Source organism: Kitasatospora sp. NPDC096140 (genome assembly GCF_040303045.1).
GTDB lineage: Bacteria > Actinomycetota > Actinomycetes > Streptomycetales > Streptomycetaceae > Kitasatospora.
The window spans coordinates 165,410-182,191 of record NZ_JBEOUW010000011.1 but is presented as its reverse complement, the minus strand read 5'-3'; the positions used below and the strand labels follow the sequence as shown (position 1 = coordinate 182,191).

Sequence of the window (16,782 nt, the reverse complement as noted above, 5' to 3'; positions counted from 1 at the left end):
GGCCCTTCGGCGTTCGGGGGAGGGGGTGTCAGTCCGGTGGGAGGGTCAGGGTGGCGAGGGCGCCGCCGGTGGGGTGGTTGGTGAAGGTGAGGGTGGCGCCGATGACGCGGGCGTGGCCGGTGGCGATGGTGAGGCCGAGGCCGTGGCCGCGGCCGCGTTCGGGGACGTTGGTGCGGAAGCGCTGGGGGCCGTGCCGGAGCAGGTCGTCGGGGTAGCCGGGGCCGTGGTCGCGGACGGTGATGCGGGGGCCGTCGACGCGGAGGTGGACGGGGGCGGCGCCGTGGCGGTGGGCGTTGAGGAGCAGGTTGCCGAGGATGCGGTCCAGCCGGCGCAGGTCGGTGCGGACCTGCCGGTCGGCGGTGACCTCGACGGTGACGTCCAGTCCGGTGAGGGAGACGGTTCGGCGCACGGCGCGTTCCAGGGGGACGGCGGCGAGGTCGGGGGACTCGGCGTCGGCGTCCAGGCGGGAGACCTCCAGGAGGTCCTCGACCAGGACGCGCAGGGCCTGGACCCGGTTCTGGACGAGCTGGGTGGGGCGGCCGGGCGGCAGCAGTTCGGCGGCGGTGACCAGGCCGGTGAGCGGGGTGCGCAGCTCGTGGGCGACGTCCGCGGTGAAGCGCTGCTCGTCGGCCAGACGGCGGTGCAGGGTGCGGGACATCAGGTCGACGGCGGCGGCGAGGTCGGCGACCTCGTCCTTGCCGTCGACGAGTTCGCCGATCCGGGTGTCCGTCCCGCCGGCGGCGATGCCCCGGGCGGCGGTGGCGGCCGTGCGCAGGCGGCGGCTGATCCGGTCCGCGACGAGGACGCCGGCCAGCACGGTGGTGAAGACCGCGGCGACGACGGTGAGCAGGATGATCCGGTCCAGGTCGGCGATGGCCTGCCGGTCCTGGGTGAAGTCCACCCGTACGGAGACCACTCCGTCCGGGACCGGGCCGGCCGCCCACATCGATTCGCCCGTCCCGTCGGCCGCGAGCAGCGTGCCCTGCCGGCCGCTGCGGGCCAGGGTGCGCAGCCGGTCGGGGAGGGCGGGGTCGTCGGTCGCGGCGGCCCGGCCGGCCACCTCGCGGTTGTCGGCGTAGCCGGTCAGGGCCGAGTCGAGGGCGGTGAGCGCGGCGGCGCGGGCCTGGTCGACGTGCTGACGGATCATCGCCTGGTGGACCAGCAGGCCGACGGCCACGGCGACCAGGACGGAGATGGCGGCGACGGCGGTGGCGATCTGGCGGCGCAGGGTCATGCGGGGCGCCGCAGCTTGTAGCCGAAACCGCGGACGGTCTCGATCCGGCCGGAGCCGATCTTGGCGCGCAGCCGCTGCACGTGGACGTCCACGACCCGGGTGTCGGCGCCCCACTCGTAGTCCCAGACCCGTTCGAGCAGGGTGGAGCGCTCCAGCACGATGCCGGGCGCGGCGGTGAACTCCAGCAGCAGCCGCAGTTCGGTGGGGGTGAGCGGGACGAGGCGGCCGTCCACCCGTACCTCCATGCTGTCGGTGTCCACCAGCAGCCCGTCGAAGGTGCGGACGGCGGTGGAGGGCGCGGGCACCGCGGCGTCCGGCGGCAGCGGTGGGTGGGCGGCGGGCGGGGCCGGCGGTGCGTCCGCGGACGGCGCAGCCGGGGCGGGTGGCGCGTCGGTCGCCGGGACGACGCGGATGCGGCGCAGCACCGTCCGGATCCGGGCGACCAGGACGGCGCTCTCGAAGGGCTTGACGACGTAGTCGTCCGCGCCGGCCTCCAGGCCGGAGACCACGTCCACCGGGTCGGTGCGCGCCGACATCATCAGGATCGGCAGCTGGCTCTCCTCGCGGATCCGGCGGCAGAGGCCGACCCCGTCGAGCAGCGGCAGCATGACGTCCAGCAGGAGCAGGTCGGGCCGGACGGCGTGGAAGGCCTCCAGCCCCTCCAGGCCGTCGGCGGCCGTGGTGACCGGGAAGCCGTAGCGCTCCAGGGCCATCCGGGTGGCCTCCCGGATCACCTCGTCGTCCTCGACCAGGAGGATGTGCGGGTGCGCGGGCGTGGTGGCGGCGGGGATCATCGCTTCGGCTCCGGGGACACGGCGGGGGCGGAGGGCTGGGCGGTGGGCTGGGCGGTCGTCCGGGGTGCGCGCGGGGACGGGACGGCCGCGCCGGGGGCCGGTTCCGGCGATCCGGTCGGACGGGGGCCGACGGCCGGGGACGCGGCGGACTTGGGGGTGGCGGTGGGCGGGGCGGGGTCGGCGCCGGTGGGCGGCAGCACGCCGAGCCCCACGTCCTTCCGCTCCTGCAGGACGAGCCGGAGCCCGTCCCAGTGGTAGTTGCTGCTGGTGCGGACGTAGAGGCTGGTCGACTCGTACAGCCACAGGTCGGAGCCGATGGTCTCGGCCCTGAAGGCCGACTGGACCTGCACCCGCAGGACGGGCAGGAGGCGGTCCTCGGCGAGGGCGAGGGTGTAGACGTGCAGCACCACCGGCCCGGGCGTGACGACGGTGGTGATCATCGAGAGCCGGCCGTCGCCGGTGAGGTCGCGGAACTCGGGGGCGCGGACCTCGCACCCGGTGCAGGAGTCGAGCGCCTGGCGCTCCTCCCGGCTCAGCGACGGGTCCTTGGCGAGGACGGTGCGGACGTCGACCGCGGTGATGTCGCGCCCGGGGACGGTCAGGTCCGGTACGGGCTGCGGCGCCTGGGCGGTGCCGCCGGTCCCGGTGGGGGACGGAGCCGGCGCCGGTGAGGCGGCGAGGTTCGGCCAGAGCGGCCGGGGGACGGGCGGCCGCGTGACGGTCCGGGCCGGGCCGTGGTCCTGCAGGTCACCGGGGGTGGCCCGGCCGAACGCCAGGGCGGCGAGGGCGAGGAGGACGGCCAGGCCGGCCAGGGCCGCCACGGGGACGGCGCCGGGCCGGCGGCGGGGTGGGGGTGTTGCTGCCACGGTCGGTGCTCGTCCTCCTGGTCTGCGGCGCGGTGCCGTTCGTCGCCCCCGTGGCCGTCCTGCTGGTAGGTCGCCCGGACGGCGGCCGGCGGTTCCGGACGGGGCGGAAGGCCCCAGCGGGGTGGCCGGGCCCCGGCGGGGTGGCCGGGGTGGCCGGGCCCCGGCGCGGGTCAGGCCGGGTCCGCCAGCACGATGATGTTGTCCGTCCAGTGGCCGTCCGAACCGATCCGCCCGCCGCAGGTGATCACCCGCAGCGCGGGGGCGGGCGTGTCGCCGTAGACCTGCTCGGTGGGGAAGCTGTCCTTGGCGGCCTGGAGCAGCGTCCGCACCTTGAAGTCCACGGTGCTGCCGTCCGCCCGCCGGACGTGGATCGGGTCGCCGGGCCGCAGCTTCGGCAGCTGCCGGAAGACCGCCGGGCCGTGCACGGTGTCGTAGTGCCCGATCAGGACGGCGGGCCCGGTCTCGCCCGGGGTGGGGCCGTTGCGGTACCAGCCGACCTCGTCGCCGCGGTCGGCCGGCGGCACCTGGACCGTACCGTCGGCGTTCAGACCGAGGTCGGCCACCGGCGCGTCCACCCCGGCGGTGGGGATCAGCAGGCGGGTCGGGGGCGAGGGCGCGAGGGGCTTCGGGGCGGTGGCGGCGGGCGTCGCGGCGGTCCCGGTGGCGGGCGCCGTCGGTGCGGTGTCGGTGCTGCCGTGGCCGGAGGCCTCGATCCGCACCACCGGGGTCTCCCGGCCGGACAGGGCCAGCGACGCGCCCAGCACCAGGCAGAGCAGTCCCGCCGTGCCGAAGGCCGTACGGCGCAGGGCGCTCGGAGCGGGTCGGGCGGCGCGGCGCCGCCCGCGTGCGCGCCTGTGCCGTACGTCGCGCGGGTCTTCGCGCCGGTCTGCGCGCGAGTTTGCACGCTGCTCTGCGTGCTGCTCCGCGTGCCGGTCTTCGCGCGGGTCTTCGTGTCGGTCTCCGTGTCCGCGTGCGCGGCCGCGCCCGGCTCCGCCGCGGGCCGCCTGCCCGGCTCCGGCGAGGTCGCGGCTGCCGGTCCCCGCCGCGGGGGCGGCCCCGGCGCCGTCCCCCCGACCGGCCGGATGCGGGGGGACGGCGCCGGGGTGCCCGGCGGACTCGGGACCGGTGTCAGCCGCGCGCACCGGAGCGGCGGCGCAGGACGGCGAAGCCCAGCGCCCCGGCACCGATGGCCGCGACGGCGCCGCCGCCGGCGAGCATCAGGCCGGAGCCGTCGGTGGCACCGGAGCCGTCGCCGGCCTGCGCGGCGCCCTTCGGCACCTCGCGGACCTGCGGCTGGGTGCCGTTGGGGGCCTGCGGAGCGGGCACGGCCTTCGGGGACTCCGCGCCGCGGGCCGGGGAGGGGGTGGCGACGGGGGCCGGAGCCTTCGGGTCGGCCGGTGCCGGGGTGGCGGTCGGCACGGCGGCCGCAGCCGGCGAGGCGACGACGCCCGGGGTGGGCGTGGCGGTCTTCGGCGCGCCGTCGGCCCAGGCCTGGCCGCCGGTGACGGCGGCCAGCAGCGCGGCGCCGGTCAGGGCGCAGGCCGCCAGGACACGGCGGGCGGGCGTGCGGTCGGTACGGCTCCTGCTCATGCGGTGTTCTCCATCTGCATCGGTGGGGTACGTCGGTCGCGCTCGTGGCCGAGGACGTTCGCGGTCGGCGCCGGACGCGCACGTCCTCGTCGCGGACGCCCTCCGGCCGGTGGGCCGGGTGCCGGTGCCGGGGACCGGCAGGTCCGGCCCCGCTGGTTCGGTCGGCCCGTTCGGCCGGGGCGTCGACAGTGACGGTAGGAGGGCCGTGTCGCGGTCCTCGGCCGGTCGTGTCACGGCGGCCCATCGGGTGTGTAACGGCCGCCAGCCGTCCCGTCACGTCCGGTTCGCGAAGGCCGCCGAATCGCATCGACGGCCGGTGAGTGCTCCCGCCCGCCGGCGCGTATCCCTGGGTGGGGATCGAACGACCTACAGAGAGGTGGCAGTGATGAGCATGCTGGCCAACCTGGTGCCGGCGATGCGGCATCCGCGGAAGCGGACCGGTACCGGCAAGGAGACCAGGACCTCGAAGACCAACGACCGTCGTCGCCGCCGTCGTCATGGAAGCAACTCGCGGCACTGACGGCTCCGCCGTCCTGTCAGGGCCGGGCCGGCAACGGCCCGGCCACTTCCCTCGGGCTGGACTCGTCCCGTGTGGTCACTGCGGCGGCTGACAGCCGTCGGCACCGCCGGCACCGTCGCCACGGGTGACGGCGACGGCCGGGCGGCCCCGGTCGTCGACCAGGCCCCGGTCGTGCCGCTGCGGCGGACCTTCGGACGGTTCTGGCCCTACACCCGCGGGGGTCGGCGCTGGCTGGCCCTGTTGCTGGGGTTCGTCCTGCTCGGGCCGGTGGTCGACGCGGCCGCGATCTGGCTGTTCAAGGTCGTCGTCGACGAGGTGCTGGTGCCGCGCAGGCTCGGGCTGTTCCTGCCGGTCGCGCTCGGCTACGCCGGGCTGACGCTGGTGGCAGGGGGCCTGCGCTTCGCCGACGAGACGACCTCCACCTGGGTCAGCGAGCGCTTCCTGCTCGCCCTGCGCACGGACGTGTTCCGACACCTGCAGGGCCTCTCGCTGGGTTTCTTCGAGCGGCGGCGGCTCGGCGACGTCCTGTCGCGGCTGACCGGGGACGTCGAGGCGGTCGAGACCTTCCTCCTCTCGGGCATCCTCGACGCGGTCGCGTACGTCGCCGAGCTCGCCGTCTTCCTCGGCGTGCTGTTCTACCTGCGGTGGGACCTCGCCGCCGCGGCCCTCGTCGTCGGGCCGGTGTTCTGGTTCACCGCGCGGCGCTTCTCGGTGCGGGTGAAGGCCGCCTCGCGGGAGCGGCGGCGGCGCAGCGGCTCGGTGAGCGCGCTCGCCGAGGAGACCCTGGAGAACATCGCCCTGGTGCAGGCGTACAACCGGCAGGACTGGGAGCAGGAACGGTTCCGCCGGGAGAGCCAGGCACGGTTCCGGGCGACCATGGCCGCGACCCGGCTGCGGGCGCTGTTCGCACCGATCGTCGAGCTGCTGGAACTGTTCGGCGCGCTGACCGTGCTCGGGCTGGGCGCCTGGGAGCTCGCGAGCGGCCGCCTGACGCTCGGCGAACTCCTCGTCTTCGTTGCTCTGTTGAGCCGGCTGTACGGCCCGATCCGGGGGATCTCGCGGCTCAGCAACGGTTTCTACTCGGCCTCGGCCGCCGCCGAGCGGATCATCGAACTGCTCGACCAGCGGCCGCAGGTGGCCGACCCGCCGACGCCGCTGCGCCCCCGCCGGATCCGTGGCGCGGTGGCCTTCGACCGGGTGTGGTTCCGCTACCCGGGCACGACCAGGGTGGCGCTGTTCGACGCGTCCTTCCACGCCGAACCGGGCGAGACGGTGGCCCTGGTGGGGGAGAGCGGGGCCGGCAAGTCGACGATCGCCAAGCTGCTGTTGCGCTTCTACGACCCGGAGCGCGGGGCCGTCCGGCTCGACGGCATCGACCTGCGCGAATTCGCCCTGGCCGACCTGCGGGAGCACATCGGGGTCCTGCTGCAGGAGACCCTGGTGATCCACGGCACCGTCCGGGAGAACATCGCCTACGGGCGGCCGGGCGCGACCGACGCCCAGGTCGTCGCGGCCGCGAAGGCGGCGGACGCCCACGAGTTCGTCAGCCGGCTGCCGGACGGCTACGACACGCTGGTGGGCCGGCAGGGCGGCCTGCTCTCCGGCGGGCAGCGGCAGCGGATCGCCATCGCCCGCGCGATGGTCCGGGACGCGCCCGTCCTACTGCTGGACGAGCCGACGACCGGGTTGGACGTGGAGTCGGGGCGGCGGATCCTGGAGCCGCTCGGGCGGCTGATGAGCGGCCGGACGACGATCATCATCTCGCACGACCTGCTGACCGTACGGAAGGCGGACCGGATCGTGCTGCTCCGCGGCGGCTGCGTCGCCGCCTGCGGCACCCACCGCGAGCTGCTGGCCGCCGACGACGGCTACGCCCGGCTCGACCGGCTGCACCACCCACCGCTCCAGGAGGTGCCCCGATGAGCACCCGTCAGCCGCTTCCCCCGGGTGCGCCCATCGCCCCCGGCTACCAGGTCCTGGCGCACCTGTGCCGCACCGGCTGGCTCGACGTGTACGACTGCTGGAGCGAGGAGCGGGACTGCCGCTGCGTGGTCAAGGTGCTCCGGCCCGACCGCCGCCGCGAACGCCGGCTGCGCGAGCGCCTGCTCCGCGAGGGCCGCTGGCTGGCCGAGTTCACCCACCCGCACCTGGTGCGCGGCTACGGCACGGGCGAGCGCCCGCAGCCGTACGCGGTACTCGAAACCCTCACCGGCGAGACCCTCGCCCACCTGCTGGACACCCGACCGCGCCGGCCGGCCGCCACCGACCTGGCGGTGCTCGGGCTGCACCTCTGCTCGGCGATCCGCTACCTGCACCGGCAGGGCCTGCTGCACCTCGACCTCAAGCCCTCCAACATCGTGATCGACTGCCGCCACGCCAAGGTGCTCGACCTCAGCATCGCCCGGCCCCCGGGGCCGGGCACGCCCGGCATCGGCACGGACGGCTACCTCGCCCCCGAGCAGGCCTCCGGCGGTCTGCTCACGGCGGCCACCGACGTCTGGGGCATCGGCGTCACCCTCTACGAGGCCGCCACCGGCACCGAGCCCTTCCCCGGACCGTCGCCGCACGGCCCCGTCCCCCCGGTGACCCGTGGCCGCCGCCTCCCGCGCCCCCTCGCCGTCGCCATCGACGGCTGCCTCCGCCTCGCCCCGGAGGACCGGCCGGGCCTGCCGCAACTGGCGGACTCCCTGGACGAGTTGCTCGACCGCGGGCGGCGCGCGGTGCCGCCGGAGGAGCAGTCGGAGGAGCAGTCGCCGGAGGAGCGGTCGGAGGAGTAGTCGGAGAAGCATCCGCACCGGGCGGCCGGGTGACCTCGTTCGGCGTGCTCGGGTCCTTCGCGCTCGGCCCGCTCGGCCCGCTCGGCCCGCTCGGCCCGCTCGGCCTGCTCGGCCTGGCGCTGGCGGGCCCGCTGGGGAGCCGATTTGGCGTGGACACGCAACTCGTGTTCGGATCAGTCTGGCAACTGACGGCCGGAGCCGTAGTGTTGGGCATACCGGCCGTACGGAACCGCCGCTGGGAGGAGGGCTCGGAGTACTGACCAACCCCTCGGACGGCTCCGGGGCGCACCCCCGGCCCCAGGTGCGGCCCACCGCGCACCACGCCCGGCCGGCCCCGGAGTGCAACAGGCTGCCCCACCCGCGCACGCACGCCTCCGCGGCGGGCGGGGCGGCCGACCCGGTCGTACCGTGGAGGGTGCGGGGGGTGACGGAGGAGGTCGACCAATGCCCGGATCGCTCACCATCAGCCACCACGAGTCCGCGGTCACCCTGGACCACACGGACGCCGAACGGCTCGCCGTCGTACTGGCCGAAATGGCCTACCTGCTGGAGATCCCGGGGCCGAACCGGATCAACGAGGCGCAGCTCGCCCTGCTGTGCGAGGGCCGCACCCCCGACCGCGCCGAGCTGGCGCACTGGGCCCAGGCGCTCGCCACCCAGCTGAAGGGACGGCTCTGACAGGAGCCGACCACCGCCGACCGGCCGGCCGCCCAGCCGATGACGCGCGGGGCGGGGGCGCCCGGCCGCCGTACGATGACGCGCGGGGCGGGGACGCCCCCCGGGTGCCGGGGTGGCCGGCGGCCGGTCCGGCGGAGGGTGGGGGCCCGAGCGTGCCGCAGTCCTGGTCGATGTCCTGGCTGACCGTGCCGACGCCACTGCCCAGCGGACCGATGCACGTCGCGGTGACCCCGCTGGGCGTGGCGGCAGCCGGCTACGGCGGGCACGACGGCGAGGCGCCGCCGTGCACCGACGAATCGAAGATCGCCGCCGTCACTGAGCGGATCGGCGCCTACCTGGCGGGCCGCACCCACGAGTTGGGCCTGCCGATCGACTGGAGCCTGAGTTCCGGCCCGCACCGCGCCGTCCTGCAGACGCTCTGGCGCGAGGTGCCCTACGGCCGGACGGTGACGTACGGCGAACTGGCGACCCGCAGCGGGGTGTTCGAGGACGTCACCGAGCCCGGTCTGGCCGCCCGGACGGTCGGGCAGATGATGGCCGCCAACCCCGTCCCCCTGCTGGTGCCCTGTCACCGGGTGGTGGCGGCGGACGGGATCGGCGGTTTCGGCGGCGGCCGGGTCGGGATCGAGGTGAAGCGCTGGCTGCTCACCCTGGAAGGGGTGCTGGAGCCGACGCTCGACTGGAACGGGCCGTTGTAGCGGGGGTAGGGGGAGTGGGAGTAGGGGGTGTGGGGGAGTGGGGGTGCGGGGGTGCGGGGAAAGGCAGCCACGCCGCTGCTCCGAGTGTCAAGGGGTGGCGCGGGTGAGGGGGTGGATGGGGGAAGATGAGGTGCCGGATCCCGGTATGTTCGAATAAATAGTCGAACAAATATCGATCAGGTGATCTATTCGTACTATTTGTTTGGCTATTCCGAACCACTCGAACGAGTGATTGCGAGCTGCCCTCGAATGGGCCCACCATGAAGCTGCAACACGAATGTGCAAGGCGACACTTCATCGGGTATCGGGTATGCGAAGGGCTCCCCTCATGTCGACCGAAACCAATGCCGGTATTCCTGCGCCGGGCGCGCAGACGGAGATCCGGCAGCAGCAGAGTCTGAGCACGGCGGGCGCGAGGAACCTCGCGACGACCACCAAGTCCGCGCCGCAGATGCAGGGCATCAGCCCGCGCTGGCTGCTCAGGAAGCTGCCCTGGGTGCAGGTGTCCGGCGGCACCTACCGGGTCAACCGCCGCCTGCGCTACTCGGTCGGCCGGGGCCGGGTGGGCTTCGTCAAGACCGGCGCCGAGGTGCGGATCGTCCCGCCGACGCTCGGCGAGATGCCGGTGCTGCGCGGCTTCCAGGACGACGCGGTGCTGGAGGAACTGGCCGCGCGCTTCGTGCAGCGGGAGGTCGAGCCGGGGGACGTCCTGGTCGAGGCCGGCACGCCGATCACCGAGGTGTTCGTGATCGCGCACGGCAAGCTCGACCGGATGGGCACCGGCAAGTACGGCGAGGAGACGGTGGTCGGCACTCTCGCCGACGGCGACCACCTCGGTGACGAAGCGGTCCAGCAGGGCGGCGGCACCTGGCCGTACACCGTTCGCGCCGCGACCTCCGGCACCGTGATGGCGCTGTCCTGGCCCTCCTTCCAGGAGCTGCACGACCGCTCCGAGGCGCTGCAGCTGCAGGTCATCGAGTACCTGAACGGCTTCCAGCAGGCGCAGAACAAGCACGGCGAGGCCGCGATCGACCTCTCCGCCGGCCACCAGGGCGAGTACGAACTGCCCGGCGCCTTCGTGGACTACGAGCTCAAGCCCCGCGAGTACGAGCTGAGCGTCGCGCAGACCATCCTCAAGGTGCACAGCCGCGTCGCCGACCTCTACAACCAGCCGATGAACCAGACCGAGCACCAGCTCCGGCTGACCATCGAGGCCCTGCGCGAGCGCCAGGAGCACGAGCTCGTCAACAACCCCGAGTTCGGCCTGCTGGAGAACGCCGCGTACGACCAGCGGATCCAGACCCACTCCGGCCCGCCCACCCCGGACGACATGGACGAGCTGCTCAGCCGCCGGCGCAGCACCAAGATGTTCCTGGCCCACCCCCGGGCCATCGCGGCCTTCGGCCGGGAGCTCAACAAGCGCGGCATCAACCCGGGCACGGTCGAGGTCGAGGGCCGGCACGTCATGTCCTGGCGCGGCGTGCCGGTCTTCCCGTGCAACAAGATCCCGATCGTCGGCGGGAGCACCAGCTCGATCATCGCGATGCGAATCGGCGAGGACAACCAGGGTGTCATCGGGCTGCACCAGACCGGAATTCCGGACGAATACCAGCCGAGCCTTTCGGTGCGGTTCATGGGAATCGACGACAAGGCCATCATTTCCTACCTGGTGACCGCCTACTACTCCGCCGCGATCCTGGTGCCGGACGCGGTCGGCGTCCTGGAGAACGTGGACATCGCGCAGCACTGACGGCTCCGGCGGGGCCGATCGGAGATCCGCGCCGTCCGGCCGGGGGTGCCCGCTGCACCCCGGCCGGCGGCGTGCCCTCGCGCGTCCCGGCGCAGTTCGGCCGCGCCCGGCCGCGGCCCGCGTAGCTCCGGGTGCGTCCCGCGTACGTCCGCGTGCGTCCGGGGACGTCCCGCATACGTCCGGGTGCGCCCGGGGACGCCCGGGCCCGTGCCGCCCGTGCCGCCCGCGCCGTGCGCGGCCACCGAGTCGGCCGCCGCCGACACCCGCAGTGCGACCCCGGCCCGTCCGCGCCGGGCCATTCCACGACAGGCGCCAAGAAGGGGGAGACCCATGACGAGTCCCACGCTGGAGCGGGACCACAAAGAGGGACAGGAGGCGGCCGACATCCTGGCCCGCGCCCGCGCGCTGGTCGACCCGGTCATGCGGGCCGCCGTCGACTCGCTGCCCGGCACGATGCGCAAGGTCGCCGGCTACCACTTCGGCTGGTGGGAGGCGGACGGCACGCCCGCCACCGCCTCCGCCGGCAAGGCGATCCGCCCGGCCATGGTCCTCGCCGCCACCCAGGCCCTGGGCGGTACGCCCGGCGAGGCCGCCGCCGCGGCCGCCGCGGTGGAGCTGGTGCACAACTTCACCCTGCTCCACGACGACGTCATCGACCGGGACGACACCCGGCGCCACCGGCCCACCGCCTGGCGGGTGTTCGGCACCACCGAGGCCATCCTGGCCGGCGACGCCATGCACTCCCTCGCCCTGCGGCTGCTCGCCGAGGACACCCACCCCGCCGCCCACGGCTCGATCCGCCGGCTCGCCGACTGCGTGGTCGAGCTCTGCGAGGGCCAGCAGATCGACTGCGCCTTCGAACAGCGAAACGACGTCTCGCTGCCCGAGTGCCTGGCGATGGCGGAGGCCAAGACCGGTGCCCTGCTCGGCGCCGCCTGCGCGATCGGCGCCCTGTACGGCGGCGCGTCCGAGGAGGCGGCGCAGGCGATGGACGGCTTCGGCCGGGAGATCGGCCTGGCGTTCCAGCTGATCGACGACCTGATCGGCATCTGGGGGGACCCTGCGGTGACCGGCAAGCCGGTCGGCGCGGACCTGGTCGCCCGGAAGAAGTCGCTGCCGGTGGTCGCCGCGCTGGGTTCCGGGACCGTCGACGGTGCGCGGCTGGCCGAGCTGTACGCGCTCGAACGGCCGCTGAGCCAGGAAGAGTTGGCGCAGTGTGCGGCGGCCGTCGAGGGGGCCGGTGGGCGCGGGTGGGCGCAGGGGCAGTCCTGCGAGCGGATGGCCGCGGCGATGGCGCAGCTGGCCGCCGCCGTACCGGAGCCGTCCGCGGCGGACGAACTGCTGGCGCTCGCCGAGCTGGTCACGCGCCGGACGCACTGAGGGCGCCGTCGGTGCGTGGGAAGCCCCGCTCCGGGCTCGCAGCTCGTTGCGGAGTTGCTCTCGTGAACGCCCCGGGGGTGGTCGAGGGGGTGGCCGTCGGGGGGGGGTTGCGGGTGGCTCCGGCGGGGGGGCGCGGGTGGGGGTTGGTAAGTCGGCCGGGCCGACTTCCCACGCACCGGCCCCGGGCCGACCGTCGGCCTACCCCAGCGCGGCCAACAGCCTGCGCTCCTTGGCGGGTTCGATGCCCTGCCGCACGGCTGCGCCCGGCCGGCCCTTGCGCCCGTCGGCGTCGGTGTCCTCGGCGGGCCCGCGTTCCCGCAGCCACTCCCAGGTGTCCCGGGCCGTCTCGGCGAACGGCCGGCAGCGCAGCCCGGCGGCCTCCGCCCGGTTCGTGTCGGCGAGCCAGATGCCGGTCAGCTCGGGCAGGTCCGGGGCCCAGAGCGGGAGTTCGCTCCACGGCTCGACCCGGTCCGGCCCATCGGCGAGCAGCTTCGCGTCCGGGACCCAGACCAACTCGGTGTCCACGGCGCCCGCGACCGCCCGGCAGGTCTCCAGCCACTCGCCGAAGCTCAGCCGTCCGGGCGGCGCCGTGGTGAGGAACCGCCCCGCCGTCCGGGCCGTCAGCAGGTCCAGCCCGAAGACGGCGAAGTCCCGGACGTCGATCACCTGCATGGTCCGCTGCGGGTCCCCCGGGGCGAGCACCCGGCCGCCGCGCGCCATCCGCTCCAGCCACCAGGGCAGCCGGCCGCCGATCTCGTACGGCCCGATGAGCAGCCCGCTGTTGAGGACCAGCGAGCGCTCGGCGCCGAAGACCTCCAGCACCGCACGCTCGCAGCCGGCCTTCAGGGCCGGGCTGAACGGCTGGTCGGGCGGGGTGTCGGCGGGGCAGGGGTGCAGCGGGGAGTCCTCGTCGATCACCTGGTCGGGCCAGTCGGCGAAGGCGTGCACGGAGGAGACGACGGTGTAGTGCCCGGCTCGGTCGCGCAGCAGGTCCGCGGTGAGCGCGACCTGGGAGGGCTGCTGGGCGGAGGTGTCGACGACGGCGTCCCAGTGGCGGCCGTCGACCAGCCGGGCGATGTCCTCGGCGTTGTCGCGGTCGCCCCGGACGGCCTCGATTCCGGGCAGGTCGGTGGCGCTGCGGCCGCGGTTGAAGGTGGTCACCAGGTGGCCTCGGGACAGGGCCTCGGCGGCGTAGGCCCGGCCGAGGAAGGACGAGCCGCCGAGCAGGAGGATCTTCATACCGCCCACCCTCTCCCAGTCGTTCCACCCGTACGCCCGGATTAGCGCAGGGCAGATCCTGCGGTGCGGGCCCGGTGCGGGTCCGGTGCGGGCCCGGTGCGGGGCGCACCGTGGCGGTGCCGACGGGCGTCCGATCCGAAGTGCCGCCCCCTCCCGGCCCACTTAGCATCCGATCTGTAGCGGTCTGTGGAGATTCGGACTGATTCGACAGTGGACTGATTCGGCACTGGGAGAGCGACAGCATGGTCAACCCGGCACTCGTGGACCCGGCCACCGTCCGCGCGACCGCCGCCGAAGCCTGGATCCGCGCCCAACCGATCCTGCGCACCTACCGTGCCCTGTACGCCCAGGCCCTGGACGACGCGGACCCCTCGTACGTCGGCGGCTTCGGGGTCTTCCGCCACCGTCCGCAGCCGCCCACCCCCGCCGACACGCCGGCCGAGGCCCCCGGTGTCACCCTCGCCGCCGCCGGTACCACGGGCACCGCCGTCGCCGTCGCCGTCGCCGTCGCTGTCGCCACCTCCACCGACACCGTCACCGCCACCTCCACCGCCACCGCCACCTCCACCGTCCTCGGCGACGAGGCCGGGGACACGCCGTACTCCCGGGCCTGGCTCGACCTGCGCACCGAACCCTGGGTGCTCACCGTCCCCGCCGAGGACCGCTACCGCGTCCTCCCGGTGCAGGAACTGGACACCGTGTACGCCGGCTTCATCGGTTCCCGGACCACCGGCCCGGAGGCCGGCGACCACCTGGTAGCCGGCCCCGACTGGCGGGGCGAGCCCCCACCCGGCATCCGCAGCGTGATCCGCACCGCCACCCGACTGGTCGGCATCCTCGGCCGCACCCGGCTGACCGGGAACACCCCCGCCGAGGTCGCCGAACTCGCCGCCGTCCAGGAGCAGTACCGCCTGCGCCCGCTGCACGAGTACGCCGGAACGCCCGCGCCGCCGCCCGCACCGGATCCGGTCTGGCCGGTCTGGCGCGAGGAGGTCCCGGACGGCCTTGAGTTCCTCGCCTTCCTCGACTTCCTGCTCGGCTTCTTCCCGGCGGCCGGCCCCGTCCCGCTGCCGCCCGCCGAGACCGACCTGCGCGGCCGCCTCGTGGACCTCGGCGTCGACGGCCGCGGCGAGTTCGAGCCCGCCACCCTCCCGCTGGAACTGCGCACCGAGATCGAACGCGGCATCGCCGACGGCCGGGCTCAGCTGACGCACGCCATCGCCGGACTCCGCGACCGCACCGGGCTGTTCGGCACCCGGGACCGGATCGGCGCGGACTTCCTCCGGCAGGCCGTCGGCGCCGCGACCGAACTCCACGGGCTCCCCACCGAGGAAGCCTGGTACGGCCGTTGGGAAGCGGACAGTGCGGGCCGCCGCCCACCGGACGCCGCCGACCACGACCACGTCATCCGCTTCGCGCCGGACGCGCTGCCGCCGGCCCGCTCCGGCTGGTCCGCCACTCTGTACGCGCTGCCGGACCACCGGCTGGTCGACAACACCCTGGACCGCTACGCGATCGGCGACCGCACCCCCGGCCTGGTCCGCGACCCGGACGGCGGACTGACCCTCTACGTCCAGCACAAGCGACCCGCCGCCGCCGACCACTCCGCCAACTGGCTGCCCGCCCCGGACGGCCCGTTCACCGTCGTGCTCCGGCTCTACGGGCCGGACCCGGTCGTCCTCGACGGCCGCTGGCGGCTCCCGCCGCTCGACCCGCGCTGACCCCGACCCCGCTGACCCCGACCCGCCTGACCTCGACCCCTGCCGACTCCGACCCGTGCCGACCGACCGTACGAAGGACCCCCGATGAATCAGCCCGAGCTGGAGGCCCTGGCCGCCGACGCGTACGTCTACGGCTACCCGCTGGTCGCCGGCCTCACCATGGTCGAGCGCTTCACCAGGGGCGGCCTGGGCACCCTGCCGGCGGCGCCGTTCAACGACTTCAGCCACGCCACCCGGCTGGCCGGCCCGGCCGACGACTTCGTCTCGGTCAACAACGACACGATCTACTCGATCGCCCAGCTCGACCTCTCCGAGGGCCCGCAGGTCCTGCACGTCCCGGACACCGCGGGCTCCTACTACGTGCTGCAGGTCATCGACGCCTGGACGGACAACGTCGCCTACCTCGGCCGCCGGGCCACCGGTACCGGCGCGCAGACCTGGCTGATCGTCCCGCCCGGCTGGCACGGCACCCCGTCCGACCCGAACCGGGTGATCGAGCTGCCGACCACCGTCGGCACCGTGGTCGGCCGCTTCGCCTGCACCGGCCCGGAGGACCTGCCCCGGGTCAGGGCCCTGCAGTCGGCCCTCGTCCTGGAACCGCTGGAGCCCGGTGGCCTCGTCGCCGGACTGCCCGAGCCCGACCCGGACGTCCCCGAGCGGCTGGCCTTCTTCGAACGCCTGCGGGTGTGGATGCAGGCCTTCCCGCCGGCCACCGGGGACATCGAGTACCAGCGGCGCTTCGCCCCGCTCGGCCTGCTGGACGACGGCGCCTCGCCGTACCGGGCCGCCGTCCCCGAGTGGACGCTCTCCCTGGCCAAGGGCCTGGCCGCCGGCCGCGAACGGGTCGAGGACGCCACCCGCCCGCCGGAGGACCACCCACCCGGGGAGTGGCGCTCGGCGCTCCACCTCTTCGACTACAACACCGACCACCTCGGGCCCGGCACCCTGGACGACCCCGAGTGGCGGATCCCCGACCGCCGCGCCGCCTACCTCAGCCGCGCCGCCGCCGCCCGGGCCGGCCTCTGGGGCAACCACGCCTACGAGGCCTCGTACGCGATGACCTACGACGACTCCGACGGCCGCCCCCTCAGCGGCGCCAACACCTACACGCTGCGCTTCGACCGGCTGCCCCCGGCCGAGGCCTTCTGGTCCGTCACGATGTACTCCGTCCCGGACTACTACCTGGTGGAGAACCCGATCGACCGCTACTCGATCGGCGACCGCACCCCGGGCCTGGTCTACGGCGCCGACGGCTCGCTCACCCTGGCCCTCCAGCACGACCAACCCGAGGACCCGACCGCCGCCGCCAACTGGCTCCCCGTCCCGCCCGGCGAGTTCCGCCCCATCATCCGCCTCTACCAGCCCGAACCCCCGGTCCTGGACGGCACCTACCAGGTCCCCCCGATCCACCGCACCTGACGGGCGTCCCCCGACGCAGGCCCCCCCCCGACGCCGGCCCTCCGACGCCGGCCCCCGATGCAGGCCCCCCGGCGATCGCCCGCCGACGCAGGCCCAAGCCGCCTGCCCAAGCCGCC

Annotated in this window: 16 protein-coding genes; 10 read left to right on the top strand and 6 right to left on the bottom strand. The window is 74.9% G+C overall.

Translation table 11 applies throughout. The features are described from left to right. Positions 1-28: 28 nt before the first annotated feature. From ABT048_RS14375 to ABT048_RS14355, 5 genes are all read right to left on the bottom strand, one after another. The gene (locus ABT048_RS14375; RefSeq protein WP_350521670.1) at positions 29-1,234 is read right to left on the bottom strand and encodes a sensor histidine kinase; all 1,206 of its coding nucleotides are present in this window, start codon (positions 1,232-1,234) and stop codon (positions 29-31) included. Then, on the bottom strand, positions 1,231-2,028 hold the full coding sequence (locus ABT048_RS14370) for a response regulator (protein ID WP_350521669.1): 798 nt from the start codon (positions 2,026-2,028) through the stop codon (positions 1,231-1,233). The genes ABT048_RS14375 and ABT048_RS14370 overlap by 4 nt, the downstream gene beginning before the upstream one ends. Beyond that, positions 2,025-2,894: a hypothetical protein gene (locus ABT048_RS14365; RefSeq protein WP_350521668.1), complete on the bottom strand. Its 870-nt coding sequence runs from the start codon at positions 2,892-2,894 to the stop codon at positions 2,025-2,027. The genes ABT048_RS14370 and ABT048_RS14365 overlap by 4 nt, the downstream gene beginning before the upstream one ends. Positions 2,895-3,064: 170 nt before the next feature. Further along, positions 3,065-3,658 carry a class F sortase gene (locus ABT048_RS14360; RefSeq protein ID WP_350521667.1) on the bottom strand — a complete coding sequence of 198 codons (594 nt, stop codon included), beginning with the start codon at positions 3,656-3,658 and terminating at the stop codon, positions 3,065-3,067. A gap of 364 nt (positions 3,659-4,022) precedes the next feature. Next, entirely contained in the window at positions 4,023-4,484 is a 462-nt protein-coding gene (locus ABT048_RS14355) for a hypothetical protein (RefSeq protein ID WP_350521666.1), read from the bottom strand. Positions 4,485-4,869: 385 nt separating this feature from the next. Here ABT048_RS14355 and ABT048_RS14350 point away from each other — a divergent pair, with 385 nt between their 5' ends. The 8 genes from ABT048_RS14350 to ABT048_RS14315 all read left to right on the top strand — a co-directional run bounded on the left by ABT048_RS14350 (position 4,870) and on the right by ABT048_RS14315 (position 12,287). Continuing rightward, a complete protein-coding gene (locus ABT048_RS14350) occupies positions 4,870-5,004 on the top strand; it encodes a hypothetical protein (RefSeq protein WP_350521665.1) in 135 nt (44 codons plus the stop codon). A 69-nt stretch (positions 5,005-5,073) separates the two neighbouring features. Further along, positions 5,074-6,927 (top strand): ABC transporter ATP-binding protein, encoded by a 1,854-nt coding sequence (locus ABT048_RS14345; protein WP_350521664.1) that lies wholly within the window; start codon positions 5,074-5,076, stop codon positions 6,925-6,927. Next, positions 6,924-7,781 carry a serine/threonine-protein kinase gene (locus ABT048_RS14340; RefSeq protein WP_350521663.1) on the top strand — a complete coding sequence of 286 codons (858 nt, stop codon included), beginning with the start codon at positions 6,924-6,926 and terminating at the stop codon, positions 7,779-7,781. The genes ABT048_RS14345 and ABT048_RS14340 overlap by 4 nt, the downstream gene beginning before the upstream one ends. Before the next feature lie 29 nt (positions 7,782-7,810). After that, positions 7,811-8,041 carry a hypothetical protein gene (locus ABT048_RS14335; protein ID WP_350521662.1) on the top strand — a complete coding sequence of 77 codons (231 nt, stop codon included), beginning with the start codon at positions 7,811-7,813 and terminating at the stop codon, positions 8,039-8,041. Between the two features lie 184 nt (positions 8,042-8,225). Beyond that, positions 8,226-8,459, top strand: a complete 234-nt coding sequence (locus ABT048_RS14330) for a hypothetical protein (protein ID WP_350521661.1) — start codon at positions 8,226-8,228, stop codon at positions 8,457-8,459. Positions 8,460-8,611: 152 nt separating this feature from the next. After that, the gene (locus ABT048_RS14325) at positions 8,612-9,157 is read left to right on the top strand and encodes a methylated-DNA--[protein]-cysteine S-methyltransferase (protein WP_350521660.1); all 546 of its coding nucleotides are present in this window, start codon (positions 8,612-8,614) and stop codon (positions 9,155-9,157) included. Positions 9,158-9,485: 328 nt separating this feature from the next. After that, a complete protein-coding gene (locus ABT048_RS14320) occupies positions 9,486-10,907 on the top strand; it encodes a family 2B encapsulin nanocompartment shell protein (protein ID WP_350521659.1) in 1,422 nt (473 codons plus the stop codon). Between the two features lie 330 nt (positions 10,908-11,237). After that, positions 11,238-12,287: a family 2 encapsulin nanocompartment cargo protein polyprenyl transferase gene (locus ABT048_RS14315; RefSeq protein WP_350521658.1), complete on the top strand. Its 1,050-nt coding sequence runs from the start codon at positions 11,238-11,240 to the stop codon at positions 12,285-12,287. Between the two features lie 198 nt (positions 12,288-12,485). Here ABT048_RS14315 and ABT048_RS14310 read toward each other — a convergent pair whose 3' ends face one another. Further along, positions 12,486-13,526, bottom strand: coding sequence for an NAD-dependent epimerase/dehydratase family protein (locus ABT048_RS14310; RefSeq protein ID WP_350521657.1), 1,041 nt, complete (start codon positions 13,524-13,526; stop codon positions 12,486-12,488). A gap of 242 nt (positions 13,527-13,768) precedes the next feature. Between ABT048_RS14310 and ABT048_RS14305 the strand changes: the two genes are divergently transcribed. Continuing rightward, entirely contained in the window at positions 13,769-15,247 is a 1,479-nt protein-coding gene (locus ABT048_RS14305; RefSeq protein ID WP_350521656.1) for a DUF1254 domain-containing protein, read from the top strand. Positions 15,248-15,331: 84 nt separating this feature from the next. Then, the gene (locus tag ABT048_RS14300; protein WP_350521655.1) at positions 15,332-16,666 is read left to right on the top strand and encodes a DUF1254 domain-containing protein; all 1,335 of its coding nucleotides are present in this window, start codon (positions 15,332-15,334) and stop codon (positions 16,664-16,666) included. The last annotated feature ends 116 nt before the right edge of the window (positions 16,667-16,782 follow it).